28 protein-coding genes are annotated in these 26,752 nt (G+C 64.6%); 17 read left to right on the top strand and 11 right to left on the bottom strand.

The features are described from left to right. Window position 1: 1 nt before the first annotated feature. The 6 genes from C8D77_RS14835 to C8D77_RS14860 form a co-directional block, all read right to left on the bottom strand. Window positions 2-352, bottom strand: a complete 351-nt coding sequence (locus tag C8D77_RS14835) for a cupin domain-containing protein (protein WP_109664097.1) — start codon at window positions 350-352, stop codon at window positions 2-4. Then, entirely contained in the window at window positions 349-1,623 is a 1,275-nt protein-coding gene (locus C8D77_RS14840; protein ID WP_109664100.1) for a glycosyltransferase, read from the bottom strand. The genes C8D77_RS14835 and C8D77_RS14840 overlap by 4 nt, the downstream gene beginning before the upstream one ends. A 13-nt stretch (window positions 1,624-1,636) precedes the next feature. Continuing rightward, the gene (locus C8D77_RS14845; protein ID WP_109664103.1) at window positions 1,637-2,710 is read right to left on the bottom strand and encodes an ABC transporter ATP-binding protein; all 1,074 of its coding nucleotides are present in this window, start codon (window positions 2,708-2,710) and stop codon (window positions 1,637-1,639) included. Next, window positions 2,707-3,501 carry an ABC transporter permease gene (locus C8D77_RS14850; protein WP_109664106.1) on the bottom strand — a complete coding sequence of 265 codons (795 nt, stop codon included), beginning with the start codon at window positions 3,499-3,501 and terminating at the stop codon, window positions 2,707-2,709. Before C8D77_RS14850 ends, C8D77_RS14845 begins: the two co-directional genes overlap by 4 nt. Continuing rightward, window positions 3,494-4,303 carry an ABC transporter permease gene (locus C8D77_RS14855; RefSeq protein ID WP_109664111.1) on the bottom strand — a complete coding sequence of 270 codons (810 nt, stop codon included), beginning with the start codon at window positions 4,301-4,303 and terminating at the stop codon, window positions 3,494-3,496. Before C8D77_RS14855 ends, C8D77_RS14850 begins: the two co-directional genes overlap by 8 nt. Window positions 4,304-4,696: 393 nt before the next feature. Next, entirely contained in the window at window positions 4,697-5,761 is a 1,065-nt protein-coding gene (locus C8D77_RS14860; protein ID WP_109665362.1) for a polyamine ABC transporter substrate-binding protein, read from the bottom strand. 18 nt (window positions 5,762-5,779) lie between these two features. Between C8D77_RS14860 and C8D77_RS14865 the strand changes: the two genes are divergently transcribed. From C8D77_RS14865 to C8D77_RS14880, 4 genes are read left to right on the top strand one after another with little or no spacing between them, the layout of a single operon-like run. Then, the gene (locus C8D77_RS14865; RefSeq protein WP_245951788.1) at window positions 5,780-6,940 is read left to right on the top strand and encodes a GntR family transcriptional regulator; all 1,161 of its coding nucleotides are present in this window, start codon (window positions 5,780-5,782) and stop codon (window positions 6,938-6,940) included. Window positions 6,941-6,950: 10 nt separating this feature from the next. Further along, window positions 6,951-8,234 carry a nucleotide disphospho-sugar-binding domain-containing protein gene (locus tag C8D77_RS14870; protein WP_109664119.1) on the top strand — a complete coding sequence of 428 codons (1,284 nt, stop codon included), beginning with the start codon at window positions 6,951-6,953 and terminating at the stop codon, window positions 8,232-8,234. Between the two features lie 5 nt (window positions 8,235-8,239). Next, the gene (locus C8D77_RS14875) at window positions 8,240-9,619 is read left to right on the top strand and encodes a glutamine synthetase family protein (RefSeq protein WP_109665365.1); all 1,380 of its coding nucleotides are present in this window, start codon (window positions 8,240-8,242) and stop codon (window positions 9,617-9,619) included. Then, window positions 9,619-10,908, top strand: a complete 1,290-nt coding sequence (locus C8D77_RS14880; RefSeq protein ID WP_109664122.1) for an NAD(P)/FAD-dependent oxidoreductase — start codon at window positions 9,619-9,621, stop codon at window positions 10,906-10,908. The genes C8D77_RS14875 and C8D77_RS14880 overlap by 1 nt, the downstream gene beginning before the upstream one ends. A gap of 203 nt (window positions 10,909-11,111) precedes the next feature. Here C8D77_RS14880 and C8D77_RS14885 read toward each other — a convergent pair whose 3' ends face one another. Further along, the gene (locus C8D77_RS14885; protein WP_109665368.1) at window positions 11,112-11,882 is read right to left on the bottom strand and encodes an IclR family transcriptional regulator domain-containing protein; all 771 of its coding nucleotides are present in this window, start codon (window positions 11,880-11,882) and stop codon (window positions 11,112-11,114) included. 120 nt (window positions 11,883-12,002) lie between these two features. On the opposite strand from C8D77_RS14885, the gene C8D77_RS14890 reads away from it, so the two are divergent. From C8D77_RS14890 to C8D77_RS14920, 7 genes are all read left to right on the top strand, one after another. After that, complete coding sequence (locus C8D77_RS14890; protein WP_109664125.1) at window positions 12,003-12,860, top strand: CoA transferase subunit A; 858 nt, start codon at window positions 12,003-12,005, stop codon at window positions 12,858-12,860. Then, window positions 12,857-13,654, top strand: coding sequence for a CoA-transferase subunit beta (locus C8D77_RS14895; RefSeq protein ID WP_109664129.1), 798 nt, complete (start codon window positions 12,857-12,859; stop codon window positions 13,652-13,654). The genes C8D77_RS14890 and C8D77_RS14895 overlap by 4 nt, the downstream gene beginning before the upstream one ends. A 1-nt stretch (window position 13,655) precedes the next feature. After that, complete coding sequence (gene pcaF / locus C8D77_RS14900) at window positions 13,656-14,861, top strand: 3-oxoadipyl-CoA thiolase (RefSeq protein WP_109665371.1); 1,206 nt, start codon at window positions 13,656-13,658, stop codon at window positions 14,859-14,861. A gap of 153 nt (window positions 14,862-15,014) precedes the next feature. Continuing rightward, window positions 15,015-16,046, top strand: coding sequence for a BMP family protein (locus tag C8D77_RS14905; RefSeq protein ID WP_109664132.1), 1,032 nt, complete (start codon window positions 15,015-15,017; stop codon window positions 16,044-16,046). Between the two features lie 178 nt (window positions 16,047-16,224). Next, window positions 16,225-17,736 carry an ABC transporter ATP-binding protein gene (locus C8D77_RS14910; RefSeq protein ID WP_109664136.1) on the top strand — a complete coding sequence of 504 codons (1,512 nt, stop codon included), beginning with the start codon at window positions 16,225-16,227 and terminating at the stop codon, window positions 17,734-17,736. Beyond that, window positions 17,736-18,791, top strand: coding sequence for an ABC transporter permease (locus C8D77_RS14915; RefSeq protein ID WP_109664140.1), 1,056 nt, complete (start codon window positions 17,736-17,738; stop codon window positions 18,789-18,791). The genes C8D77_RS14910 and C8D77_RS14915 overlap by 1 nt, the downstream gene beginning before the upstream one ends. Further along, on the top strand, window positions 18,788-19,732 hold the full coding sequence (locus tag C8D77_RS14920; RefSeq protein WP_109664143.1) for an ABC transporter permease: 945 nt from the start codon (window positions 18,788-18,790) through the stop codon (window positions 19,730-19,732). Before C8D77_RS14915 ends, C8D77_RS14920 begins: the two co-directional genes overlap by 4 nt. Window positions 19,733-19,762: 30 nt before the next feature. Here C8D77_RS14920 and C8D77_RS14925 read toward each other — a convergent pair whose 3' ends face one another. After that, window positions 19,763-20,530, bottom strand: coding sequence for an SDR family NAD(P)-dependent oxidoreductase (locus C8D77_RS14925; protein ID WP_109664148.1), 768 nt, complete (start codon window positions 20,528-20,530; stop codon window positions 19,763-19,765). A 289-nt stretch (window positions 20,531-20,819) separates the two neighbouring features. Between C8D77_RS14925 and C8D77_RS14930 the strand changes: the two genes are divergently transcribed. Together C8D77_RS14930 and C8D77_RS14935 are read left to right on the top strand one after the other, a co-directional pair. Beyond that, window positions 20,820-20,975 carry a hypothetical protein gene (locus C8D77_RS14930; protein WP_109664162.1) on the top strand — a complete coding sequence of 52 codons (156 nt, stop codon included), beginning with the start codon at window positions 20,820-20,822 and terminating at the stop codon, window positions 20,973-20,975. Between the two features lie 113 nt (window positions 20,976-21,088). After that, window positions 21,089-22,030, top strand: coding sequence for an LLM class flavin-dependent oxidoreductase (locus tag C8D77_RS14935; RefSeq protein ID WP_109665374.1), 942 nt, complete (start codon window positions 21,089-21,091; stop codon window positions 22,028-22,030). Window positions 22,031-22,036: 6 nt separating this feature from the next. Here the strand turns inward: C8D77_RS14935 and C8D77_RS14940 are convergent, their stop codons facing one another. Continuing rightward, on the bottom strand, window positions 22,037-22,723 hold the full coding sequence (locus C8D77_RS14940; RefSeq protein WP_109664167.1) for a cysteine hydrolase family protein: 687 nt from the start codon (window positions 22,721-22,723) through the stop codon (window positions 22,037-22,039). A gap of 278 nt (window positions 22,724-23,001) precedes the next feature. On the opposite strand from C8D77_RS14940, the gene C8D77_RS14945 reads away from it, so the two are divergent. From C8D77_RS14945 to C8D77_RS14960, 4 genes are all read left to right on the top strand, one after another. Next, complete coding sequence (locus C8D77_RS14945) at window positions 23,002-23,799, top strand: ATP-binding cassette domain-containing protein (RefSeq protein WP_109664172.1); 798 nt, start codon at window positions 23,002-23,004, stop codon at window positions 23,797-23,799. Between the two features lie 65 nt (window positions 23,800-23,864). Next, window positions 23,865-24,815, top strand: coding sequence for a tonB-system energizer ExbB (gene exbB, locus C8D77_RS14950; RefSeq protein ID WP_109665377.1), 951 nt, complete (start codon window positions 23,865-23,867; stop codon window positions 24,813-24,815). A 4-nt stretch (window positions 24,816-24,819) separates the two neighbouring features. Further along, window positions 24,820-25,266 carry a TonB system transport protein ExbD gene (gene exbD / locus C8D77_RS14955; RefSeq protein WP_109664176.1) on the top strand — a complete coding sequence of 149 codons (447 nt, stop codon included), beginning with the start codon at window positions 24,820-24,822 and terminating at the stop codon, window positions 25,264-25,266. Next, the gene (locus C8D77_RS14960) at window positions 25,263-26,207 is read left to right on the top strand and encodes an energy transducer TonB family protein (RefSeq protein ID WP_109664180.1); all 945 of its coding nucleotides are present in this window, start codon (window positions 25,263-25,265) and stop codon (window positions 26,205-26,207) included. Before exbD ends, C8D77_RS14960 begins: the two co-directional genes overlap by 4 nt. Before the next feature lie 23 nt (window positions 26,208-26,230). On the opposite strand, the gene C8D77_RS14965 is transcribed toward C8D77_RS14960, so the two are convergent. Further along, on the bottom strand, window positions 26,231-26,551 hold the full coding sequence (locus tag C8D77_RS14965; protein ID WP_109664185.1) for a hypothetical protein: 321 nt from the start codon (window positions 26,549-26,551) through the stop codon (window positions 26,231-26,233). Then, window positions 26,548-26,742 carry a hypothetical protein gene (locus C8D77_RS14970; RefSeq protein WP_164757816.1) on the bottom strand — a complete coding sequence of 65 codons (195 nt, stop codon included), beginning with the start codon at window positions 26,740-26,742 and terminating at the stop codon, window positions 26,548-26,550. The genes C8D77_RS14965 and C8D77_RS14970 overlap by 4 nt, the downstream gene beginning before the upstream one ends. Between the last annotated feature and the right edge of the window lie 10 nt (window positions 26,743-26,752).

Here is a 26,752-nt window from a genome sequence, read left to right on the forward strand (position 1 = left end):
ATCAGGCCAGCATGTAAACGTTGCGCATGGTCTCATGCACGGTGCATTCGCCTGTCCAGCCTGCGGGAAACATCACCACGGTCCCGGCTGAGATTTCTATCACTTCGCCGACATCCGACCGGTAAGTCGCCCGGCCGGCGACGAAATGGCACAATTCATCGCGCGGGATGCTGAGCCGCCAGCGGCCCGGCGTGCAGACCCAGATACCGGATTCCGGCTGGTTGTTCGGGCCCTTGTGCACGAGTTTGCCGGTCGAGTGCGAAGCGCCTTCCAATGCGTCGGGTTGAACGCCCCAGTCGACGAGATCGGTGCGGGTCGAGGCCTGGTGGAGGTGTGGTGCGGAGGAGGTCACAGCAACTTCTCCAACAACCCAGCCGCCTTTTCCGGACCGTTCTGCGAATGCATCCGTGCCGAGGTCTTCGCCAGCTTCGCCTTCATCGCCGGGTCGCTCAGGCAGGCTTCGATCCTGGCGATCAGCTCGGCATCGGTCCAGTCGTAGCGCGGCATGCCGAAGCCGTGGCCGGTTTCCTCGACGCGGGTGGCGTTGTCGTGGCCGTCCCAGACATAGGGCATGATGATCGCGGGCTTGCCGAAATAGAGGCACTCGGTGAACGAGTTGTTGCCGCCATGGTGGATCACCGCGTCGACCTGCGGGATCACCGAGGGCTGCGGGAACCAGCCCTCCACGATGACGTTGCCAGGGACGTCGGTGTACTGGTCCTTGTAGCCGCCGACATTGACCAGCGCCCGGTAGCGAGTCTTGCCCAGCGTCGCGATAATGCGCTTCAACAGCTCGACATCGCCGGCACCCAGGCTGCCGAAAGAGACATAGAGCAGCGGCCCGTCATTGTTTTTCGCGAAGGTCGGTACCGTGTACGGCTTCTCCTGCCGCACGCAGCCTTCGAGATACTGAAACTTGGCCGGGTCGAGCGGATGGCGGCGCTTGAACTTTGCCGCTTCCGGGTAGAGCAACAGGTTGAGATAGGGCGAGGCCTCGAAGAACTGTCCGATCGGGTAGCGCGCCTCGCCGTTGGCGGTCAGGAAGCTGTTGAAGTCGTCATGGATCGGCTTGATGACGGCGTTGAAATGGTCGCGGTAGCGCTGGTGGCCGGCATGGTCGTTCTCGCCGCAGCCCGACAGATGCGGCGGGATGTCCTCATCCTCGATCTCGTTTTCCGAGCAGGAAATGACGCGCACCCAGGGCTTGCCGAACTGCTTGATCGCCGGGAACAAGATGACGTTGTCGACGCAGATGACATCCGGCTTGATGCTGGCCAGAACGCGCGGCAGATCCTTCTGCGCCCATTTGGCGCTGTCGACGATCGCCGTCCAGCAATCCTTCACGTAGTTGTTGACCTGGTCGTAGGGCGATTTGCGGAAGTTCGGGATGTGGCCGTTGATGAAATCCTCCCAGAACTTGGCCATCTGCTCGGGCGGCATCGGCTCGGACAGGTTCACCGGATGCGCCTCGAAACCGTAGCCCTTGTAGACATCGACGAAGCCGGGGTCGGACAGGAACACCGCTCTGTGGCCGCGCGCCTCGACCGCCTGGGCGATGCCGACGGAATTGAGCGCCGGGCCGTAGGCCGCTTCTGGAAAAAACGCGATCGTCTTCTGCGCCATCAAGCTTCTCCTCTTATTCTGCAAAAATTCTGACATCGGCGGCGTCCCAGCCGAGTTCGACCTGGTCGCCCGATGAGACCGGCCTACGGTCGGCGGCCTCGGCGGTGACACGCACCAGGAACGGCTTTGGTGACAGGGGCGTACGGACATGCAGTTGCAGGTCCAGCCCCTGATAGGCCAGCGCCTCGACCGTGCCGGTGGTGCGATTGGCGGTTTCCGCTGATGGGAACAGCCGGATGCGCTCGGGCCGCACCGATGCGACAGCGGACGCGCCAGATGAAAGCTTGGCGGGGACCTTGCCTGATATGCGCACGCCATTGACGGCCACCACACCATCGGCTGTGGCCTTGCCCGGCACAAAATTCATCACGCCGATGAAGTCGGCGACGAAGCGGTCGGCGGGGTGCTCGTAGATCGCGTGCGGGGTGTCGCATTGCAGCAGCCTACCATCCCTGAGCACCGCCATGCGATCGGCCATGACCAGCGACTCCTCCTGGTCATGGGTGACGATGACGAAGGTGATGCCGACCTCGTGCTGCAGGCGCTTCAATTCCAGTTGCATGGCGCCGCGCAGCTTCTTGTCGAGCGCGCCGAGTGGCTCGTCGAGCAGCAGCAGCCGGGGGCGCTTGACCAGGGCGCGAGCGAGCGCGACGCGCTGCTTCTGGCCGCCCGATAATTGCTCCGGCTTGCGGTCGGCGAAGGCGACGAGCTCCGTGGTTGCCAGGATGGCGTCGACGCGGGAGCGGATTTCTGACGCCGGCAAACGTTCCATCTCCAAGCCGTAGGACACGTTGGCCCTGACGCTCATATGTGGGAACAGCGCGTAGGACTGGAACATCAGATTGACCGGCCGCTTGTTGGGCGGCGTTTTGGCAATGTCGCGGCCGTCAAGCAGGATGCGCCCGTCATTCGGCGTCTCGAAACCGGCTAGCATGCGCAGCAGCGTGGTCTTGCCGCAGCCCGATGGTCCGAGCAAAGCGAAGAACTCGTTCTCCCTGATGTCGAGCGAGATGCCGTCGACGGCCGTCACCCGGCCGAAATTCTTCGACACTTTGTCGATGGCCAAAAGCGTACGAGGTTCGCTCATTGACCAATAATCCCACGGTTGAGCCGCTGCGATAGGGTCAGCGCGGTGATCGAGACCGCCATGACGATGGTTGCCAGCGCGTTGATCTCCGGCGTGATGCCGAAGCGGATCATGGCGTAGATCTGCATCGGCAGCGTCGTCGAGGCGCGGCCGGCGCCGGCGGTGAAGAAGGCGATGATGAACTCGTCGACCGAGAGCGTGAAGGCGAGCAGCGCACCGGCGATGACCGCCGGCGCGATGACCGGCAGAGTCACACGCCGGAAGGTCGTGATGGCAGAGGCGCCAAGATCGGCCGACGCCTCGACGATCGACCAGTCGAAACTCTTCAGCCGCGCGCGCACCACCGAGCAGACGAAGGCGAGGTTGAAGACGACATGGGCGAGGATGATGGTGTGCAGGCCCATGGTCAAATTGAGCATGGAGAAGAACGAGAGCAGCGCAATGGCCAGCACGATGTCGGGAATGATCATCGGCGCGAAGATCAGCGCCTCGAGGCCCTTGCCGTATTGCCGGCGCATCTCGACGCCGATCGCCAGTAGCGTGCCGAGTAAGGTCGCGATGGCCGTCGAGACCAGCGCCACGATCAGTGTGTTGAGGGCGGCGGAGAGGATGGCGCTGTTCGAGGTCAGCGAGACGTACCATTTCAGTGAGAATCCCGACCAAGCCGTGGGCAGCCCGCCTTCGTTGAAGGACAGCGCCACCAGCACGGCGATCGGGATGTAGAGGAAAGCGAAGACCAGGCTGAGCACGAGCCAGAGCGTGCGCCGCGTCGCGGGGGAGCGCTCAGCCATCGGTGTCTCCGCCGGCTTGCGCGGTGTGGCCCGAGGCGCGATTTGCCGCCAGTGCCTGCGCCATCAGCACCAGGAGCATGATGGCGATCAGCGCCATGGCGAGTGCCGCCCCGAAAGGCCAGTCATTGGCGGTCAGGAACTGGTCGTAGACGAGGTTGCCGATCATCTGGAAGCGGCCGCCGCCAAGCAGCGCCGGGGTGACGAAATTGCCGATCGACAGCACGAAGACAAACACCGCGCCGGCAGCAATGCCTGGCACCGTCAGTGGCAGGATGACACGGCGGAATGTGGTGGCGGCCGAGGCGCCGAGGTCACGCGAGGCTTCGGCGAGTTCCGGGTTGAGCCTCGACAGTGGCGCGTAGCAGGCGAGGATGACGAAGGGCAAATAGTTGTAGACCAGGCCGGCGATGACGGCGCCTTCCGTGTAGAGCATCGAGGGCGGTTCGCCGGTGTAGCCGAACCAGCGCAGCAGCTGGGTGATCAGGCCTTCGCGGTTGAGCAGCACGATCCAGGCATAGGTGCGGATCAGATAGTTGGACCAGAACGGCAGCACGGCGAAGAACAGAAACACCGGCTGCAGCCGGCGCGGTGCCGCCGATATCGCGTAGGCGGCGGCATAGCCGATCACCACCGCGATCAGGGTGGCGGTGCCGGCGATGCGCGCCGAATTGAGGAAAATGCCCGCATAGAGCGGGTCGAAGACCAGGCCGAAATTCTCCAGCGTGAAGGTGTATTCGATGCCGCCATAGATGCCGCGCCGGAAGAAGGCGAGCGCCAGCACCAGCACGCACGGCACCACCATCAACGCAGTCAGCCAGACCAGCGCCGGGGCCGTCAGCAGGGAGGAGCGGGAGGGTCGCGTCACGCTGCACCCCTGCCGATCGTCTCAACGGCATCGAAGTGGTGTCCCGGCAGCTTCCCCCTCACCCGGATTGCCAACCGAATTGCGAAGAGCAATTCGGGGCGATCCGACCTCTCCCCAAGGGGAGAGGAGGTCGCCAGCGCCAGCGCCTTCCTCTTCTCCCCAACGGGGAGAAGGTGGCCGCGAAGCGGCCGGATGAGGGGGTGCTGCGCCGAAGATTGGCGAAAGCCTGCAAGCCAGCGAATCTCCCCCCTGGAGGGGGAGATGGCCGGCAGGCCAGAGGGGGGCGCGAAGGAACGCAAGCTTGATTCCAGTAACTGAAATGACGGGTAGTTACTGCGCGGCCTTGATCTCGCTGACGATCTTCGAATAGTCGCGCTGGGCGTCGCCGACGTCGCGCAGCTGTTCGAACTTGACGAGATCGGCCACCGGCATCGCCATGTTGGGGAATTTTGCCAGGAAGTCGGCCGGGAGGCTTTCCATGGCCGGCTTGTTCGGCACCTTGTAGTCGATGTTCTGCGCCGCCCAGGCGTGGTTCTTGGCGTCGAGCATGAAGTTGATGAACTGGAAGGCGGCGTCCTTGTTGGCGGAGGCCTTCATCACCACCATCGTGTCAACCCAGAGGTCCGAACCCTCCTTGGGGATGACGTACTTGATCTCGGGCTTTTCGGCGATGCCGTAATTGCACCAGCCGTCCCATGCCTGCACCATCAGCGCCTCGCCCGACACCAGCTTGGAATAGAAGGTGGTGTCGTCATAGGCGAGCAGGGTCTTCTTGGCCGAGATCAAGAGGTTCTTGACCTCGGCCATCTTGGCCGGGTCGGTTTCGTTGACAGAATAGCCCTTGTCGAGCTGGCCGGCGGCCAGCAGCCAGCGGTCGGTCGCCAGCATGGTGGTCTTGCCCTTGAGGTCATCGGAAGGGGCGAGCAGGTCGCTCCAGCTGGTCGGCGCTGTCTTGACCAGGTCCGAGCGATAGCAGAGGCCGGTGGTGCCCCAGGTGTAGGGCACGGAGAAGGCATTGCCGACATCGTGCGGCAGCTTGGTTGCCTCGGGATAGAGATTGGTGAGGTTCGGGATCTTGGCGTGGTCGATCGGCTCGGTCAGGCCGAGCTTGTTCAGCACCTCGGCGAAGGGCGAGGAGACGAAGACCACGTCATAGCCCTTGCCGCCGGCGGCGATCAGCTTGCCCATGATTTCTTCGTTGGTGGCGTGCACGACCACTTCACCCGAAACGCCGGTTGCGGTCTTGAAGGCGGCCATGGCGTCGGGCGCCATGTAGCCGTCCCAGTTGGAAATGACGAGGTCGGCAGCCAGCGCCGGCGCGGACAGCGCCAAGGCCAGGCCAAGTGCGATCGAAGATGTTTTCAGCGCACGGCGTCGCAGGCTGGTAGCGATCATGACAGACTCCCATTTCGGTTGATCGTCGAATTTCATTCGCCGGACCAACGCTTGCGACCCGTGCCGCTGCCTCGATCCTGTTCCCTCGGTCTTTTTCTCGCCGATTGTCCTGACAGTACTATTGCAGAAAAAAGTACGTCAATCCATAATTTGTCAAGCGACCGAGGAATCTGGCCGATTGCGTCCACGCTGGCGATCGGTCAAATCAATGCGGTCATGTCGTTTTCCACGAGACCAGTCATGCAAGCCGTAGCCCGACGACCTCGCACCAACCATCTCGATCTGGCGCAGCGCATCCTGGATGTGGCGCGGCAGCGCGGTTTTGAGCCCGGCGCACGCTTGCCGGAGCAGCAGATCGCCTCGCTGTGCAATGTCTCGCGCACGCCGGTGCGGGCGGCTCTTGGCCTACTCGCGGAACGGGGTGTCGTTCGCTGGGAGGCGGATTCCGGGTATCATCTGGCGATCGACCTCACCGCGCAGGCTTCAGTCGCCACGGAACTGCCCGCCGCCGAGGAGGACGAGCTGGCCGAGGCGATCCTGCGCGACCGGTCGGCGCGGCGGCTGGACCAGACTGTGACCGTCGCGGGGCTGATGCGGCGGTACAGTGCCGAGCGCAAGACGGTACTAAAAGCGCTCAACAAACTGACAGAAGAGAATCTTCTGGACCGTGCGCCTGGCCAATCCTGGCTGTTTCGGCGCACGCCCGACGATCCGGAGGCGCAAGGCGACAGCTATGAGTTCCGCTTGCTGCTGGAGCCCGCGGCCATTCTGACGCCGGGCTTCCGGCTGGACGGCGCGCGGGCGGCGACGTTGCGCCAGGGCATGGAAGCGCTGGTTGCGCTGCCGGACGCCGCCTTCGACACCCGCGAGTTCCAGCGGCTGGACATCGATTTTCACGGCATGCTCGCCGAAGGCTGCGCCAACCGCTTCGTGGCCGACGCGCTCGCCGATCACCTCAGGCTGCGCCGGCTGCCGGGCATCTATGCCGGCGTCAACGTCTTCCGGTTGCGGCAATCGCTGCGCGAACACCTTGTTATACTCGACCATCTTGAAAGCCTGCAGTATGAGGTGGCTGCCGATCTGCTTCGCATCCACCTGCGGCTCTCCCGCAACCAGCGACCGCAAGCGGCCAGTCGCGGGGCGCCCGCCCTGTTCGGCATGATTAGCCGGCCGGATTGACGAGGATTAATTGACGCGTAAAGCCAGCCCGACCATCGCGCTGTTCCCCGAAGCCAGTTTCGGCGCGGCGTTGAATTGCGTCGGCATCGCGCAGGCATTGCGTGCCAAGGGAGCCCGGCCTGTCTTCATCTGCCATGCTGGCTTCTCCGGCGTCTTTGCCGACTATGGTTTCCAGGAATACCAGCTGCCGACCGACGAGCCGCTGAGCGACAGCGAACGCCAGAGTTACTGGCAGGCCTTTGTGCGCCGGCACCTGCCGCATTTCAGGCTGAGCCCGATCGACCAACTGGAAACCTATGTCGCGCCGACCTGGCAAGCGATCGTCGACACGGCAGTCAATGCCGAGGCGCCGCTGCGTCAATTGCTGGCACGGCTGAAGCCGGATGCGGTGGTGCTCGACAATGTCATCATGTTTCCGGCGATCGCCGCCGCCGGCTGTCCCTGGGTGCGCGTCGTCTCCTGCGCCGAGACCGAGCTTCCCGATGCCAATGTGCCACCCTATCTGTCGGGGCTCGGCGTGGACGACCCGCAACGCGCGGCGTTCGAAGCCCGCTATCTCAGCGCCTCGGCACCGGCGCATGACCGCTTCAACCGTTTCCGGGCGGATGCCGGACTGGGGCCGCTGCCGAAGGGTCAGTTCCTCGAGGCCTCGCCCGACCTCAATCTGCTGCTGACGCCATCGATCGTGCGCCGCGAGCGCGCCGAACCGCTCGATCCCACGCGCTTCGTCTATCTCGAAGGCTGCGTGAGGTCGGAGGGGCCGTTCGAGGTGCCGGTGTTTCCGCGCAATGGCGGGCCGCTGGTCTATGTCAGCTTCGGCAGCCTCGGCGCCATGGATGTCGGCCTGATCGAGCGCATGCTGGCGGTGTTCGACAGGCTGCCGGCGCGCTTCATCGTCAATGCCGGCGGCCTGCGCGACGCCTATCGCGCGGTGCCCGACAATGTCTATCTCGACGCCTGGTTTCCGCAGCCATCGGTGGTGGCGAAGTCGGACCTGTTCATCCACCACGGCGGCAACAACAGCTTTTGCGAGGCGCTGCGCTTCGGCGTGCCGTCGCTGATCATGCCCTATTGCTGGGATGGGCACGACAATGCGCGCCGCGCCGGAGAAACCGGCGTCGGTGACCATATCGGCCGTGACGCCTGGACCGAAGGAGTGTTGGAGAAAGCCATTCTCGGCCTGCTGGCCGACGATGCCATGCGCGCCCGCCTGAAGGACAATGCAGCCCAAATGGCGCTGAAACCTGGGACGGATGTGGCCGCGCAAGCCATACTCTCTTTGATACGGACATGAACGAAATGCCTGACAAAATCACGAATACCTCGCTCTCCAGCAGCGACAATCCCAAGGCCTGGTTGGCCCAGCACGGCATCAACGAGGTCGAGTGCCTGGTGCCCGACATGAATGGCGTGCTGCGCGGCAAGGCGCTGCCGACGGCCAAATTCCTCCAGGCGCTGGAAGATCGCGCGCTCTATCTGCCGAGCAGCGCTTTCCTGGTCAGCATCGATGGCCGCTACTCCGGCTCGATCGACGAGGGTTTTGCCTATTCGGACCCGGACATGCGCATGGTGCCCGACGTCTCGACGCTCTGCCTGGCGCCCGGTGCCAGCGCCGGCAAGGCCTATGTCTTCGCCGATGCGTTCCATATGGACAACCGGCCCTGGATGGCCTCGCCGCGGCATGTCTTAAGGGCCGTGCTCGACCTCTATGCCAAGCGCGGCTGGCGAGCGGTGGTGGCGCCCGAGGTGGAATTCTATCTCACCGCGCTCAATCCCGATCCGGACCGCCCGCTGACCGCCCCGATTGGCGCCAACGGCCGCGCCGAGACCGTGCAGCATCCCTACGATATGGCCGGGCTCGAGGAGTTCGAGCCGGTGATCCGGCGCATCTACGACTATGCGGCGGCGGCCGGCCTGCCGCTCGACACGCTGATCCATGAATCGGGTACGGCGCAGCTTGAGATCAACTTCCTGCATGGCGATGCGCTGCCGCTGGCCGACAAGGTGCTGCTGTTCAAGCGGCTGACGCGCCAGGCCGCGCAGCAGAGCGGCATGCACGCGACCTTCATGGCCAAGCCGATCGCGGCCCAGGCGGGAAGCTCGATGCATCTGCACATGTCGGTCATCGACGAGGCCGGCAAGACGCTGTTTGCCGGCAGCGACGATGCCGATACCGAGATGTTTGGCCATTTCATAGGCGGCCTGCAGAAATATGTCCCCGAAATCATGCCGCTGTTCGCACCGAACGTGAACTCGTTCCGACGCATAAGGCCGAACCATAGCGCACCGGCCAACATCGAATGGTCGCATGACAATCGTTCCTGCGGCCTGCGCGTGCCGGCCGGTGGACGCGCCGCGCGGCGGGTGGAGAACCGGTTGCCCGGTGCTGATTCCAATCCTTATCTGGCGATCGCCGGCTCGCTGCTTGCCGGCTATCTCGGCGTCGAACAGAAACTGGTGCGCTCGCCCGAGGCGTCGGGCAATGCCTACAAGATCAAGAGCACGCTGCCGAAAACCATGGAGGAGGCGCTCGACCGTTTCGAGGCGTGTGAGCCGGTGCGGGCGTTGCTCGGCGAGGATTTCTTCCAGAGTTATCTTCGCGTCAAGAGCGTTGAGCTCGACCTGTTCCAGGGCGTGGTGACGAGCTGGGAACGCGACCACCTGCTGCTCAAGGTGTAATGATGGGCTTCAATTCCGGCCTGGATATCGGCAAATCCTACTATGTCGCGACGGCAAATCCGTCGCCGGACCATCCGGCTTTGCAGGGTGACATCGACGCCGATCTTGTGGTGGTCGGCGGCGGCTGCACCGGCCTGTCCGCCGCCCTTCATGCCGCCGAGCGCGGCCTGAAGGTGGTGCTGCTCGAGGGCGGCAAGATCGGCTGGGGCGCCTCGGGCCGCAATGGCGGCCAGATGATCCCCGGCCTGCGCAAGGGCGCGAAGGGGCTGGTCAAGCTCTATGGACCCGAACGTGCAAAAGCGCTGTTCGACCTTGCCTTCGAGGCGCGCGGGCTGGTGCTCGATATCATCGAGCGCCACGCCATCGATTGCGATCTCAGGCTGACCGGTCATCTCGTCGGCGCGGTCAACGGCTCCGATCTCAAGGACCTCGAGGAAGAGGCCGAGTGCCTGGCCACGGTGATGAAGTTTCCGCATGCCGAAATCCTGTCGGCGGCTGAAGCGCGCGGCAAGGTCGACACGCCCTATCATGGCGCCATGTACGAGCCGCTTGGCGGCCACATGCACCCGCTCAACTACACGCTCGGCCTCGCTCGCGCCGCGGTTGCTGCCGGCGTCACCATCCACGAGAATTCGGTCGCCGTGCGGCTGGAGCGCGAGCCTTCGATCCGGGTCTCGACATCAAAGGGTTCGGTCCGGGCCAAGCATGTCGTGCTGGCGGGCGATGCGCTGCTCAATGGGCTGGAGCCGCGCGTCAACAGCCGCATCATGCCGGTCGGCAACTACATCGTCGCCACCGAGCCGCTGGAGGGCAAGCGCAATGTCATCCCGGCCAATGTCGCGGTGTCCGACACGCGCTTCGTCGTCAACTATTACCGCATGTCGGCGGATGGACGCCTGCTGTTCGGCGGCGGCGAGCGCTACACGCCGTCACCGCCGGCCGATATCGCCGGCTTCGTGCGGCCGCATATGGAGAAGACCTTTCCGCAACTGCAGGGCTGCCGCATCGATCACGCCTGGGGCGGGCTGGTGTCGGTGACGACGTCGCGGCTGCCGCATGTCGGGCACTATGGCGAGGTCTATTTCGCGCATGGCTATTCCGGCAAGGGCGTCATCCTGTCGACGCTGTCCGGCAAGCTTTTGGCCGAAGCGATCACGGGTGACGCCTCTCGGCTCGATCTGTTCTCGACGCTAACGCCGATGCCGTTCCCCGGCGGCACGGCGCTGCGCGGCCCGCTCTATGTGCTCGGCATGCTGTGGTACGCTATGAGGGATCGCATCAAGCATTGAAGAGCGTTCGTCAGCTGGGCCATCGCGTATGAGAGGCCCCCTCATCCGGCCGCTTCGCGGCCACCTTCTCCCCGAGGGGAGAAGAGGCTGTCATCAACGCTGGCGATCTCCTCTCCCCTCGGGGAGAGGTCGGATTGTCCCGAATTGCCCTTTGCAATTCGGTTGGCAATCCGGGTGAGGGGGCACTTGCTCATGTGCGACTGCTAAACCACAAAGAAATCCTCAATCCGCTGCCTGGCCTCCAGCAGCGCGGGCAGGATCTCCCGCTCCATCTCCGCGACCGAAAACCGCGCGGACTGGGTCGAGACGTTGATTGCCGCGACCGTGCTTCCTGAGCGGTCGCGGATCGGCACGGCGATGGAGCGTAGGCCGAGTTCCAGTTCCTCATCGACGATGGCAAAGCCGTCCACTTTCGCCTTGCCGATGGCGCCGGTCAGCAGCCTGATGTCGGTGATCGTCTTCGGCGTTCGTTTTTCGATCGTCGCCTGGCCGAGGAATGCGTCCAACTCCTGGGGCGTCAAGCCAGCAAGCAGGATGCGCCCCATCGAGGTGCAATAGGCCGGCAGCCTGGTGCCGACATCGAGCGACACGCTGAGGATGCGGCGGCCGGGAATGCGGGCGACATAGACGACATCCTGGCCAGATAGGATCGCTGCCGAGCAGGCCTCGTTCAGTTGCGCCGCCACCGCGCGCATGATGGGTGCAGCGAAGCTCCATAGCGAGGCGCCGCCGAGCCAGGTGCGGGCAATCGTCAGCAGGCGCGGCGACAGGGAGAACACGCGGCCGGCTTGCGTTGCATAGCCGGTGGCGGTGAGCGTCAGCAGAAAACGGCGGGCGCCGGCGCGGGTCAGGCCCGCTGCTTCGGCCATTTCGGTCAGCGTCATGCCCGAGGGGTGGCGGGCCAGGATCTCCATGACGGCAAGGCCGCGTTCAAGCGAGCCGACATGATCACGGGAGGGGGCCTCTTCGTCCATCTTGTCTCCGCGGAACGGCATCGCCGTCAAGATTGACTCCGCGCCCTCGCTCAGCGTAGAAAGTATCGCATATAAAACATATGTTCGCAATACGAACTTTCTGAATCCGGAGCCGATGCGATGGTCAAGTTCCTGCCGCTGAAACAGGCCGTGGCCGAGAATTTGAACAGCAGCGACACCGCTGCCTTCGAGGGCTTCACCCATTTGATCCCGACGGCGGCGGCGCATGAGGCGATCCGCCAGGGGTTCCGCGACCTGACCCTGGTCCGCATGACGCCGGACCTGATCTACGACCAGATGATCGGCATGGGCATGGCGAAGAAAATCGTCTTCTCCTATGTCGGCAATCCCGGCGTCGGCCTGCTGCGGCGCGCCCGAGATGCCATCGAGAACGGTTTTCCCAGGTCGATCGAGATCGAGGAGCACAGCCATGCCGGCATGGCCAACGCTTATGAGGCGGGCGCGGCCGGTCTGCCCTGCGCGGTGTTCCGCGGCTATCGTGGCGCTGGCCTGGCGGCGGTCAATCCGAACATCAAGTCTGTCACCTGTCCGTTCACCGGCGAGGTGCTGGCGGCCGTTCCCTCGATCCGGCCTGACGTCACCTTCATCCATGCGCAGAAGGCCGACAGAAAAGGCAATGTGCTGGTCGAAGGCATTATCGGCATCCAGAAGGAAGCCGTGCTGGCGGCCAAACGCGCGGTGGTGACGGTCGAGGAAGTGGTCGACAATTTCGACGATCTGCACCCCAATCTGACTGTGCTGCCGCGCTGGACGATTGCCGCGATATCGGTCGTGCCCGGCGGTTCGCATCCGTCCTACGCGCATGGCTATTATGCGCGCGACAATGCCGCCTATCTGGAATGGGACGAGATCGCCGCCGACCGTGACAAATTCCAGGCGTGGATGCAGGCCAATGTCATGGAGAAGAGCGCCGACGATTTCGAGGGCAGAGTCGAGCATCTGAGGAAAGCGGCATGAGCGACAGTCCGGACTTCACCCCCAACGAGATGATGACGATCGCCGCCAGCCGCGCGCTGCGCAATGACGATGTCTGCTTCGTCGGCATCGGCGCGCCGTCCGCCGCCTGCAATGTAGCGCGGCTGACGCATGCGCCTGACATCACCTTGATCTACGAGAGCGGCACGATCGGCACCGCACCTGACGTGCTGCCGCTGTCGATCGGCGACGGCGAATTGTGCGAGACCGCTGTCACCACCGTCGCGGTGCCGGAAATGTTCCGCTACTGGCTGCAGGGCGGCCGCATCTCGATCGGCTTCCTTGGTGCGGCGCAGCTCGACAAGTTCGGCAACATCAACACCACGGTCATCGGTGACTATTTCCATCCCAAGACAAGGCTGCCCGGCGGCGGCGGCGCGCCGGAGATCGCGACTTCATCGAAGGAGATCTACATCACCATGGCGCAGACCAAGCGCGGCATGGTCGAGAAGATCGACTTCTTCACCTCCTTCGGCCATGGCGAGGGTGGCGACCATCGCAAACGGCTGGGCATCGACACATCAGGCCCGACCTTGCTGATCACCGACCTCGCCATCTGGAAGCCGGATCCGGTGAGCAAGGAATTCACGGTGGTGTCGCTGCATCCAGGCGTCACCCGCCAGCAGGTGCAGGAGAGCTGTGGCTGGGTGGTTAAGTTCGCCGAGGCGCTTGACGAAACGCCGCCGCCAAGCGAACTCGAACTCAAGACATTGCGCGACCTGCAGGCCCGCACCAAGGCGGCGCATGAGGGAACCGGAAAAGCAAAGGCTGCATGACATGGCCGAGGCCTATATCTGCGACTACATCCGCACGCCGATCGGCCGCTTCGGCGGTTCTCTGTCTTCGGTACGATCAGACGACCTCGGCGCCATACCGCTAAAGGCGCTGGCCGAGCGCAATGCCGGCATCGACTGGCAGGCGATCGACGACGTCGTCTATGGCTGTGCCAACCAGGCCGGCGAGGACAACCGCAATGTGGCGCGCATGGCGCTGTTGCTGGCAGGCTTGCCGAAGGAGGTGCCGGGCTCGACCGTCAACCGCCTGTGCGGCTCGGGCATGGACGCGCTGACCATCGCAGCTAGGGCCATCAAGGCAGGCGAAGCGGAGCTGATGATCGCGGGCGGCGTCGAATCGATGAGCCGGGCGCCCTTCGTCATGCCCAAGGCCGACACGGCGTTTTCGCGCAACGCCGAGATTTACGATACCACCATCGGCTGGCGCTTCGTCAACCCACTGATGAAGAAGCAATATGGCGTCGATTCGATGCCGGAGACCGGCGAGAACGTCGCGGAAGAGTTCGCCATCTCCCGCGCGGACCAGGACGCCTTTGCCGTGCGCAGCCAGGACAAGGCCGTCGCCGCGCAAGCCAAGGGCCGGCTGGCCAAGGAGATTACCCCGGTGACGATCCCGCAGCGCAAGGGCGATGCGGTGGTCGTGTCGAAGGATGAGCATCCGCGCGCGGGCTCAACGGTCGAGGCGCTGGCCAAATTGCCAACGCCGTTCCGGCAGGGCGGCACGGTGACGGCCGGCAATGCGTCGGGCGTCAATGACGGGGCGGCGGCGCTGATCGTTGCATCCGAGGCAGCGGTGAAGAAATACGGCTTGACGCCGATCGCCCGTATCCTTGGCGGGGCCGCCGCCGGCGTAGCGCTGCGCATCATGGGCATCGGCCCGGCGCCGGCGACGCAAAAACTCTGCGCGCGGCTTGGCCTGACGCCGCAACAGTTCGATGTCATCGAGCTCAACGAAGCCTTTGCCTCGCAAGGCATAGCCGTGCTGCGCCAGCTCGGCATCGCCGAGGATGCGGAACACGTCAACCCGAATGGCGGCGCCATCGCGCTCGGCCATCCCTTGGGCATGTCGGGCGCCCGCATATCCGGCACGGCGGCGCTGGAGCTGCGCGAACGTGGCGGCCGTTATGCGCTTGCCACCATGTGCATCGGCGTCGGCCAGGGCATCGCGATCGCGCTCGAACGGGCTTGACCAGCAGCCTTCGCTTGGCCGGCTAAGATCAAGAATCCGGTGCGTGGTCAAATTTGACCACGTGGACAAAAGTCCGGCGTCGTTCCATAGTTCCCCGTCTGATATTTTCACGAACAGCCGGCTCGACACGGCTGTCGAACAGAGGGGAATGCAATGGAAAACCGGAAGAACAGATTCCAGACAGAGCGCGAAGGGCTTTCGCGACGCAACGTCCTGGAGCTGGGCGCACTTGGCCTGGCCGCAGCCATGCTGCCAGGCGCTGCCTTCGGCAAGGACAAGAAGCTGAAGGTGGCGGCGATCTTCGCCACGCCGATCGAGGAGCCGTGGGACAACCAGATCCATGTCGCCTTGCAGAAGGCCGAGAAGGAACTCGGCATCGAATACAAATGGTCCGAGAAGGTGCAGACCGTCGATTTCAGCCGTGTCATGCGCGAATATGCGCAAGGCGGCTATCAGCTGGTGCTGGGCGATGCCTTTGCCGCCGAGCGTGAATCGCGCCGCACGGCCAAGCAGTTCCCGAAGACCGCCTTCCTGTTCGGCTCCGGGGCCGGCCCGGCGGAACCGAACTTCGGCGTCTTCGACAACTGGATCCACGAGCCGGCCTATCTCTCCGGCATGATCGCCGGCAAGATGTCGAAGTCGGGCACGATCGGCGCCGTCGCGGCGATGGGCATCCCGGAAGTCAACCGGCTGGTCAACGCCTTCTTCGCCGGCGCCAAGGAGGTCAATCCCAACATCAAGAAGAAGGTCGCCTTCATCGGTTCCTTCTTCGATCCGCCAAAGGCCAAGGAAGCGGCGGTCGCGCAGATCGACGCCGGTGTCGACGTCATCTATGCCGAGCGCTTCGGTGTCATCGAAGCGGCGGTGGACAAGAAGATCCTTGCCATCTCCAACATGTCCGACCAGTCGAGCCTCGGCCCCGACACGGTGATCACCGGCCCGGTCTGGGACATGTATCCGACGGTCGAGCAGGCCATCAAGCTGGTCAAGGCCGGCGTCTTCACCGCGCAGGACTATGGCGATTTCTCGCGCATGGCCAAGGGTGGCTCGCATCTGGCGCCCTACCACAAGTTCGACAAGACGCTGCCGGCGGACGTCAAGGAGCTGATCGAGAAGAAGAAGGCCGAGATTCTGGAAGGCAATTTCCGGGTGGATGTCGACGAGAACACGCCGGTTTCGGATTGAGTTTTACCCTCCCCCTTGTGGGGAGGGTCGATCCGCGAAGCGGAGCGGGGTGGGGGTCTTCGGCGCAGCACCCCCACCCCGTCTCACGATCTTCGCTTCGCTGCGATCGTAAGCCGACCCTCCCCACAAGGGGGAGGGTGAGGAGCCGCTCCAACCCCACCAGGACCCTGCCTTGCCCTTGCCCGCCCCCCTCATCGAAATGCGCGGCATCACCAAACGGTTCGGCGCCGTCAAGGCGAACGAGGCTGTCGATCTCAGCGTGGCGCCCGGAGAAATCCTCGGGCTGCTGGGCGAGAACGGCGCCGGCAAGACGACGCTGATGAATGTGCTGTTCGGCGCCTATGCGCCGGACGCGGGTGAAATCCTCATCCAGGGCCAACCGGTCAGGATCACCAGTTCGGCCGATGCGCTGGCCGCCGGCATCGGCATGGTGCACCAGCATTTTCACCTCGCGCCGCGGCTCACTGTGCTGGAAAACCTTTTGATAGGCATTCCCGGCAAGACAGGCCGGATCGACCGCGCCGGTGGGCTGGCGCGGCTCGCCGAGATAGGCCGCCAGCATGGGCTGACGCTTGACCCGAACCTGCCGGTCTCGGCGCTGTCGGTCGGCGAGCAGCAGCGGCTCGAAATCGTCAAGGCGCTGTTTCGCGGTGCGAGGCTCTTGATCCTCGACGAGCCGACGGCGGTGCTGGCGCCGAGCGAGGTCGACGGACTGTTTTCGGCGTTGCGCTCGATGGCCGCACAAGGCCTCGGCATCATCTTCATCTCGCACAAACTCAACGAGGTGCGGGCGCTGACGCATCGCTGCACGGTGCTGCGGCATGGCCGCGTTGCCGGCCGCGTCGATGACCCGGCCAACACGACATCCTCGGAGATGGCAACACTGATGTGCGGCCATGAGATCGTGCCGCCGGCGAGGGGACCGTCGACGCCCGGTGCCGCGGTGCTGACCCTCGACGGCATTTCGACCTCAAAGCACTCGGGCACGCCGCTGCGCGACGTATCGCTTGCCGTCCGTGCCGGCGAGATCCTCGGCATTGCCGGCGTGTCGGGCAATGGCCAGCGGGCGCTGGCGGAGGTGATCTCCGGGACACGCGTGCCCGATGCCGGTCAGATGACGATCGCCGGCAGCAAGGTCTCGCGGTTTTCGCCGCGCGAGGTGCAGGCGCTCGGTCTTGGCCGCATCCCGGAAGACCGCATGACGACCGGGTTGGTGACCAACCTGCCACTCGCCGATTCGATGGTGTTGCCGCGCATCGGTACCGCCGCTTTCAGCAGCGGGGGCTTGCTCAAGCCGGATGCGATCCGCGCCTTTGCCGAGGCGCAGATCAACGCCTATGATATCAGGTGCCCCGGGCCGATGACACGCGCCGGGGCGCTGTCCGGCGGCAATCTGCAGAAGGCGCTTTTGGCGCGCGAACTCGCCTTCGATCCGAAGGTGCTTGTTGTCTCGCAGCCGACGCGCGGGCTCGATATCGGCGCTGCGCGCTTCATCCACGAAAAGTTCCTCGACATGCGGGCCAAGGGCTGCGGCATCATCGTCATCGGCGAGGATCTCGAAGAGCTGCTGGTGCTCTGCGACCGCATCGCGGTGATGTATGAGGGCCGCATCGTCGGCACGCTCGACAGCGCCGATGCGACGGTCGCCCGGCTGGGCCTGATGATGACCGGCGCGGAGGGTCACAGCTGATGTTTCGCCTGGAAGTCCGCACGTCAACGCCCGCCTGGTTCAATCTGGCTTTGCCGCTGCTGGCGATCGGAGCAACGCTCATCTTGTGCAGCGGCCTCATCGCGCTGGCAGGCGCCGGCGTGCTTGAAGCCTACGGCGTGATGTTCACGGCCTCGCTCGGCGACAGCTATGCGATCACCGAAACGATGGTGCGCGCGGCGCCGATGATCTTCACCGGGCTGGCGGTAGCGGTCGCCTTCCGAGCCAAATTCTGGAACATCGGCGCCGAGGGTCAGTTGCTGGCCGGCGCGGTGGCCAGTTGCTTTGTCGGCGCCATTCCGATGCCGGGGCCGCTCGCCATGGTGTTGATGGCGTTGGCGGGTGCCGCCGCGGGAGCCGCGGTCGCGCTGGTGCCGGCGACGCTCAGAGTAAAATTCAAGGTCGACGATGTCGTCAGTTCGCTGTTGCTCAACTCGGTCATCTACTACGCGCTGATGGCGCTGATCGAGGGGCCGTGGAAAGACAGTTTCAGCGGCTATCCGATCTCGCCGCCGATCGAGGATTCGGCCAATTTCCCGGTGCTGCTCGAAGGCACGCGGCTGCATCTCGGCGTCGTCGTGGCACTGATTGCGGCACCGTTGATCTGGTTCCTGATCGTGCGCACGACGCTCGGCTTCCGCATCAGGGTCACCGGCGAAAACCCGGAAGCCGCCAGATATGGCGGCATCCATGTCGAGCGCGTGCTGATCTCGACGGCGCTGCTGTCCGGCGCGCTGGCTGGGTTGGCCGGTGTCGGCGAGGTCGGCGGCGTGCATTTCCAGGTGATGAGCGATATCTCGCCGGGCTACGGCTATTCCGGCATCGTGGTTGCCATGCTGGCGCGGCTCAACCCGCTTGGCGTCGTGCCGGCGGCGATCTTCCTTGCCGCCGTGATGACTGGCGCCGAGGCGATGTCGCGGGCGACCGGCGTGCCGGCCTTCCTCAGTGACGTCATCCAGGGCACCGCATTGCTTGCCATGCTGGTGGCCCTGCTGTTCACCGCCTATCGCATCCGCCGCGTCGGGGCTGCCCGATGAGCGCAGTGTTCGAACAGATCTTTCAGGTAGGCTTCCTCGCCGCGATCATCCGCATCGCCACGCCGCTGGCTTTTGCGACGCTCGGCGAAATGTTCTCCGAGCGGGCCGGCGTGCTCAATCTCGGCATCGAAGGCATCATGCTGTTGTCGGCGATGACCGGCTTCACTGCCGCCAGCCTCAGCGGCAGCCTGTGGCTCGGCGTGCTGGCGGCTGTGCTGACCGGCATGCTGATGGGCGCGCTGCACGCGCTGTTCACGGTGGTGCTCGGCCTCAGCCAGCATGTCTGCGGCATCGGCGTGACATTGTTCTCGTCGGGCCTCGCCTATTTCCTCTACCGGCTGATCTTCGGCCAGCAGTCGGTGCCGCCCAACATCAAGGGTTTTCAGACACTGCCGATCCCGGTCCTCTCCGACATTCCGGTGCTCGGGCCGGCGGTGTTCAACCAGTTTGCGCTGGTCTACATGGCGATCCTGGCCATTCCACTTGCCGCTTTCATACTCTACCGCACACCATGGGGCCTGTCGGTGCGCATGGTCGGCGAAAACCCGCGCGCCGCCGATTCGGCCGGCGTCAGCGTCATCGCCACGCGCTTCCAGGCGGTTGTCCTCGGCGGCGCGCTGATGGGGCTGGCCGGCGCCTTCCTGTCGATGGCGCAGTTCAACGCTTTCACCTTCGGCGTCGTGTCGGGGCGAGGTTGGGTAGCAATTGCGCTTGTGGTCTTCGGCCGCTGGGATCCGTGGCGCTCGGCGGGGGCGGCACTGCTGTTCGCCTTCGTCGATGCCTTGCAGCTGCGCATGCAGGCCAGCGGCCTCGGGCACATCCCCTACGAGGCATTCCTGATGCTGCCCTTCATCTTCACCATCGTCGCCATGGCGGTGATGTCGCGCAACGCGGTGGCGCCCTCGGCGCTGCTCAAGCCGTTTCGGCGCGAGGAGCGCTGACAGCTCTGGCGGCTGTCAGCGTCCCGCTGCTCACATCGCGGTAAAGCCGTTGTCGACGAACAGATGCGTGCCGTTGACGAAGCTCGACTCGTCGCTGGCCAGATACAGCGCGGCCCTTGCCACCTCTTCCGGCTCGCCGATGCGGCCTTGCTGCGCGGCCAGCGCTGCGTCTGAGACGTCGACGCCGAGTCTGCCGAGATCGGCGACCTCACGCAGGCCATGCGGCGTGCGAATGAAGCCGGGGCAGACCGCGTTGCAGCGGATGTTGCGGTCGCGGAACTCGACCGCGATGGCGCGCGCGAACATGTGGCAGGCGCCCTTGGTGGTGTCGTAGAGCACTTCGTTGGGAGTCGCCGCCACCGCCGAGATCGACGAGGTGCAGACGATCGAGCCGCCGCCCGCCGCGATCATGCCGGGCAGCACGGCGCGCGTCATCAAGAACATCGAGCGCACATTGACGGCATGCAGCCAGTCCCATTCCTGGACCGTCGTCTCCAGGAAAGGTTTGATGACGATGGTGCCGGCGTGATTGAACAGCACGGTGACCGGGCCGAGCTTTTCCGCCGCCCCTTTCACTGCCGCTTCGACCTGGGCTTCGTCGGAGACGTCGGCGACAAAATGCTCGGCGACATGGCCGCGTGTCCTGATTGTCGCTGCGGTTGCGGCGGCGGCCTCGCCGTTGCGGTCGACGATCGCCACCTTGGCGCCTTCAGCGGCGAATAGCTCCGAGGCCGCCCCACCCATACCCGTCGCGCCGCCCGAAATGATAGCGACCTTGCCGGCCAGTCTCGTGCCCATTTTTCTGCCCCCTGTTTGACGATTTCGCTTTGCTGGTTCGGCGATGCTACCGCGCCCGCGCCGGGCGGCCAATCCACGAATTGGGTGCAGCGGGGACAACGCCATCGGGCTCTTCAGGGGCCGACGCAAAGCGGGCATCCCATGTCGATCGCTCGCTCAGATGGGCGCTCTCAGCAAGTAGCCACCAATTTGTAGCTATCCAAGAGAAAATTATTCTACCTATCGCCCAAAAATAGCAATCGACAAAGTCTACAAGTTTTATAGATTAACAGGCGAGACGGAGGCCGATATGTCCTATATCCAGAACGCCCAGACGGATCGCAACGGCCAGAGGCTGGCCAGTGCCCAGGCCTTTCGGCCGGCCTATGCCGGTGCCTTCGCCTATCTCGTCTTTGCCCTTGCGTTTGTGTTCACCGGGGCCGTTGTTCTGGGTCTTATTCCCTGAGTCGTCAGATCGACCGGGGTTAGCTGCTGCCCCACCGCTTACAGGCAATCGGAGTTGAATGAACCGAATCCTCGGTGCGCTTTCGCGCGCCCGACACAACGGAGGAGATGGCAATGCCGATCGAGTTCACGCATGTTCCCGGCAAGACCGCCGACGCCGCAGTTCCCTTTTTCTACGACTTCGCCGAGACCGCGACCAAGCTCGGGCTGATCGAGGATGGCGGCTTCTGCAAGATCGTCGTCGACGATTCGGCCGGGTTGCTGACCAACATGGATCTTGCCACCCAGGTGCTGGATCGCACCTCGTCGCTGGAAGTCGTCCTTACCCACTGGGCGGGCGTGATCGAGCCGACAGTGGCGGCGCGGCAGCTGGCTGCCATCGACGCCAAGAGCGGGGGTCGGCTGGCGCTGAGGATGCTCAGTGAGCCGCTGAGCGACGACGATGCCGAAACACGGCCGGTCGGGCATACTGTCATTTGGCAGCGCATCGACGAATATCTGGTGCTGCTCAAGCGGCTGTGGTCCAACGACCGGCCCTTCGACCATGAAGGCGCGTTCTACAGCATCAAGGGCGGCTACGTGCCGCGCAAGGGTCCGCACGGCGCCGACCTGATCATCCGTATGGGCGGGCAATCCGGAACGGCGCTCAAGGTCGCCGGCCGGCATGCCGATGTCTTCGAACTGGTGCCAGGCTCGATCGACGAGGTTCGGCAGCTGATGGAGCGGGTGCGCGGTGCCGCTGCCGAGCACGGTCGGGCGGGCAAACTGCGCTTTGCGCTTCCGGTCAGGATTCACCAGGGCGCTTCCGCCACGGGCCACAAGGCGGTCGACCTTTCCGGGCCACCGGCACAGGCCGCCCTGTCGCTGCTTGCCTATACCGCGCTCGGGATCGATGAATTCATGATTGTCGGCGTCGACACGCCGCGCGAGATCGCCACGGTCGGCCGGGAAACGATCGCCCTGCTGCGCAACTCCCTGGCGCGTCGCGAGACCGACGCATTCCAGCCCGGGGCGTATGCGTCTCGCGCGGGTCTGGAGACGCGCGCAACGGGCTGAGATCCTTCAGCCTTTTGTTGCTTCAGGCCTGTCGCCAAGTCGCGACAGGCCTTCGATGACGGCGGCTGAATCCGTCAGCGCGCCGAAGACGCCGTCTTCGACCGTCACCATGTGAAGTGCTGCCTCGTGCGCTTGTCTGTCGCCGCTGGCGCAGGCGTCCGAGATCGTCAGGCATTGGAAATTGCGGTCGCAGGCTTCCCGCAACGTGGTGTGGACGCAGACATCCGTGGTGCATCCGGAAAACATGAGATGCGTGATGCCTTGCGCGCGCAGGACAAGCTCGAAGTCCGTATAGGTGAAGGCGCTGTTGCAGGTCTTGTCGACGATGATGTCCTGCGGCGCGACGTCGATCTCCGGAACGATCTGGAATCCCGGGCCCGAGCGCAGCAGGATTTCGGTGCCTTCGAGCCCGGAGCGCTTGCGGCGCCATTTTTTGTAAGGCGTCATGTCGGCCATGTCAGCCCGATAGCCCTGCCTGGTGTGGATGATGCTGACGCCGGCCTTGCGGGCGGCTGATATCAGCCGGCTCACGGTCGGCAGGATCGCCCTGAGCGGCGAGGGGTCGTAGCCTTGCTTGGCGAAGTAGCCCGTCGTCGACAGGAAATCCTGCTGCAGGTCGATGACGATCAGCGCAGTGTTTTCGGCAACCAGCCTGCCGTCATAGGGGAAGTCGAAAGGCGTCGCCTTGATCATCCGGGGTTTTCTCCTCACCGATTGGGCGGTCCATCCTGAACGGCGAAGTTGCAGCCGTCCACCCGGGCAGCAATCCTAACACCAAGAGGCAGGACGAGGGGCGTCGTGCCGGCGACGACAGTTCGCCGTGCAAACCCTCACGGTTACGTCGCGCCGATTTGTTGACCGTTGCAGTCATCTTAAATGTTGACTAGTAAGGTCATGTTTCATAGTCAACCGGGCATCGCCTGCCGAAAGCCGAAATCTGGAAATGCGGGTGGCCGCACTGGAGAAAAGCCATGACCGTGGCTGGAATTGATGCCCAGACTGCCTTCCATATCGACGCGGTGCGCTTCGCCGTCGGCGAGCGGACGCTGCTCGGTCCGGTTTCGCTCGAACTGCAGCGCTCGCGCGTCTACGGGCTGATCGGCCACAATGGTTCGGGCAAGTCGACGCTGATCAAGCTGATGGCGCGCCAGCAGCCGGCAAGCTCAGGCGCCATCACCTTCGCCAGGCGGCCACTATTGCAGTGGGGCGCCCGCGAGCTTGCCCGCGCGCTTGCCTATCTGCCGCAGACGACGCCGGCGGCGACCGGTCTCACCGTGCGCGAACTGGCGACGCTCGGACGCTATCCCTGGCATGGCGCGCTTGGCCGCTTCCGCGCGGAAGACAGGCAGCATGTCGACGAGGCGCTGGCCTTGACCGACATGGACGGTTTTGCCGACCGGCTGGTGGACGAATTGTCGGGCGGCGAACGCCAGCGCGCGTGGCTGGCCATGCTGGTGGCACAGAACGCCGGCGTCATGCTGCTCGATGAGCCGATCTCGGCGCTCGACATCGCCCACCAGGTCGAGGTGCTCGGGCTGGTCAAGGATCTCAGCCGCAAGCGCGACCTCTGCGTCGTCGTCGTGCTGCACGATCCCAACATGGCGGCGCGCTACTGCGACGAGCTGATCGCGCTGAAGGACGGCAAGCTGCTGACGCGCGGCACGCCCGGCGAGATCATGCGCAGCGATGTGCTGAAAGGCATTTTCGGCGTGGAGATGGGCGTGTTCGCGCACCCCGTCACCGGCCAGCCCGTCGGCTATGTGCAGTGACGAGATTTGATGCGGTGGTGGGAAATGGAAAGCGGCCGGCCGCTGAGAGAACAAGGAAGAAGCTGTTGTCGAGAAGTGGTTTGTTGGCGGCGTTGGTCGCATCCGTCATCCTGTCGGTCGGTAGCGCGACCGCCCAGCAGCAACCGGCTGGTTCCGCCCCCGTGATCGAGGCGACCACCACGCCGGCTGCACCGGCACCCGCAGCACCGGCAGTCGTCCCCCCAGCCATGATGGCGCCTGTGCAGCCGGCCAGCCAGCCGAACGCGACCGTACCGGCCGAGGCCGGGCCTTCGACGGCGCTGGAGCTGGCCCTGCCGCATGATCTGTCGCCGTGGGGCATGTTCATGGCGGCCGATATCATCGTCAAGGCGGTGATGATCGGGCTGGCCTTTGCCTCCCTTGTCACCTGGACGATATGGCTGGCCAAATCGCTGGAGATTCTTGGTGGCAAGCTGCGTATCCAGCGCGCAGTGCGGGCGATCGGCGAGGCCGCCACGTTGAAGCAGGCGAGCCGCGCCCTCGACCGCAGCGGCGGCCCCGGCGCGCTTCTGGTGCGGGCGGCCGAGGAGGAGACCGCACTTTCTGCAGGTGCGCTCGATCATGTCTCGGGAGACGGGCTGAAGGAGCGGGTCACGTCGCGCCTGTCGCGCATCGAGGCGGCGGCGTCGAGGCGCATGTCGCGCGGCACCGGCGTGCTGGCGACGATCGGCTCGACCGCGCCCTTTGTCGGCCTCTTCGGCACCGTCTGGGGCATCATGAACGCCTTCATCGGCATCTCGCAGGCGCAGACCACCAATCTCGCCGTGGTCGCGCCGGGCATCGCCGAAGCGCTGCTAGCCACCGCGATGGGCCTTGTCGCGGCAATACCGGCCGTCGTCATCTACAACGTCTTTGCCCGCTCGATAGCCGGCTACCGGCAGATCCTCGCCGATGCCTCGGCGGGCGTCGAACGGCTGGTCAGCCGCGACCTCGACTTCCGCACCGTCGCGCCGCCGACGGCGCTGGCGGCGGAGTAGCGCCATGGCAAGCAGAATCCGACAGACCATGGACGACGATCTCGAGGAAAGCCACGAGATCAACGTCACCCCCTTCATCGATGTCATCCTGGTGCTGCTGATCATCTTCATGGTCGCGGCGCCGCTGGCGACGGTGGATGTCAATGTCGACCTGCCGGGCTCGACCGCAACGCCCGCGCCACGGCCCGAAACGCCGCTGTTCCTGACGCTGAAGGACGATCTGTCGCTGGCGATCGGCAACGACAGCGTGCCGCGCCCGGCGTTCGCCGCGACGCTGGACAGCAGGACAAAAGGCGACAAGCAGACGCGCATCTTCCTGCGTGCCGACAAGGCGGTCGCCTATGGCGACCTGATGGAGGCGATGAACCTGCTGCGCGGTGCCGGCTATCTGAAGATCGCGTTGGTCGGCCTGGAGGCGGCGCCGGCAACCACTGGTGCAGCGGCGCCATGATGCAAGCGACCGCCTTGCCCTCGGTCCAGTTGTCGCGCTTCGGCTGGCGCGACCTTGGCTTGTGGGCCGGTGCGGCCGCGCTGGTCCTCGGAGCTCATGTCGCGGTCGCCTATGCCGTGCAAAACTTCACGATGGTCACCGAAGCAGACGGCGGTCTGCCACCGGCCCAGGTGATCGAGATGGCGCCGATGGTGGTGATGCCGGCGGTGGAAGAGCAGATTGCCGCGCTGGACGCGGTTACGCCAGATCAGACCGAGCCGACACCGACGCCCGAGCCTACGCACGAAGAGCCGGTCGAGAAGGCGGAGCCGGTTGTCGAACAGCCGCAAGCCGTTCCGCCCGACGAGGCCGAATTCACCCGGACCGAAATGGCTGAACAGGTCGACCAGCCGCCGCCGGATGAGGTCGTCCCGGATATTGTCGAGGCTGTCGCCCCCGAGGTCGTCATTCCCTTGCCGCAGCCGAAACCGGTCGAAGTGGTCAAGGACAAGAAACCGGTCGAGGCCAAGGCGAAAAAGCCTGTCGAGAAGCCCAAGCCGCGGCCGAAGAAGGAGAAGGCGGCGCCGCCGAAGACGGTAGCCGCCGCCAGCGCCGATGCACGGCCTGCGGCCAGGACTGCCGCGCCGGAGTCGGCACAATCCGCGTCGCGATCCGGCGACTCCAGCAAATGGGACTCCCGCTTGGGCGCCTGGATCAAGCGGCACACGCGCTATCCCCGTTCGGCCAAGGCTCGAGGCGTGGAAGGCAAGCCGTATGTCGCCTTCACGGTCGACTCGTCCGGCCGGGTCCTGTCTGCCAGGCTCTCTCGTTCCTCCGGAGATGCGGATTTGGACCGTGCGGCACTCGCCGTGCTGCAAGGCGCCTCAGTGCCGGCACCGCCGCCGGAACTCGGCTCGCGCCTGAGCCGAACAGCACCGTTCGTGTTCAGCCTGCGCAATTAGAGACTAGAGCAGACCCGGATCCATCAATAGCTGAGCGACAGGCACAGGGCTTCGACCTGCTCCAGATAGAAGCGACATTTCGTGCGCAGAAGCCTGAGGCTCGGGTCGTCGGCGCCGTTGATCTCGATGGTCTGCATCATGAAGTCGAAATGGGCATGAAAGGCGTCCACCGCGCCCCAGAGACTGTCGACCTGGCAGCTATCGGCAATTGCCATCGAGACGAGTTGGCGAGCCTCGACCCGCGCGGCGTCAGGCGATGGCGGTTGCCTAGTGATCAAGGCGTCGAGCCGGCTGAAAATGCTTTCCCTGGCGTCGACGCTTCTGATGTTGGCAATCATGTTCATGTGCAGATCCCCCTTGGCAATTCCAGGCGCGCAACGGTTTCCCGCGGGCAGGATGCGATCAAGGCCGGGATGGCGGCCGCATCGGTCGGTCGGCCCCTGATGATGTTAGCGACCTCGGCATCGGCCTGTTCGAACCAGTAGACCATGTCGGCGCGGTTCAGATCCGTGGCGGCTTTTTTCAGCAGTGGCATCAGGTTTTGC

It is taken from the genome of Mesorhizobium loti (assembly GCF_003148495.1).
Taxonomy (GTDB): Bacteria; Pseudomonadota; Alphaproteobacteria; order Rhizobiales; family Rhizobiaceae; genus Mesorhizobium; species Mesorhizobium loti.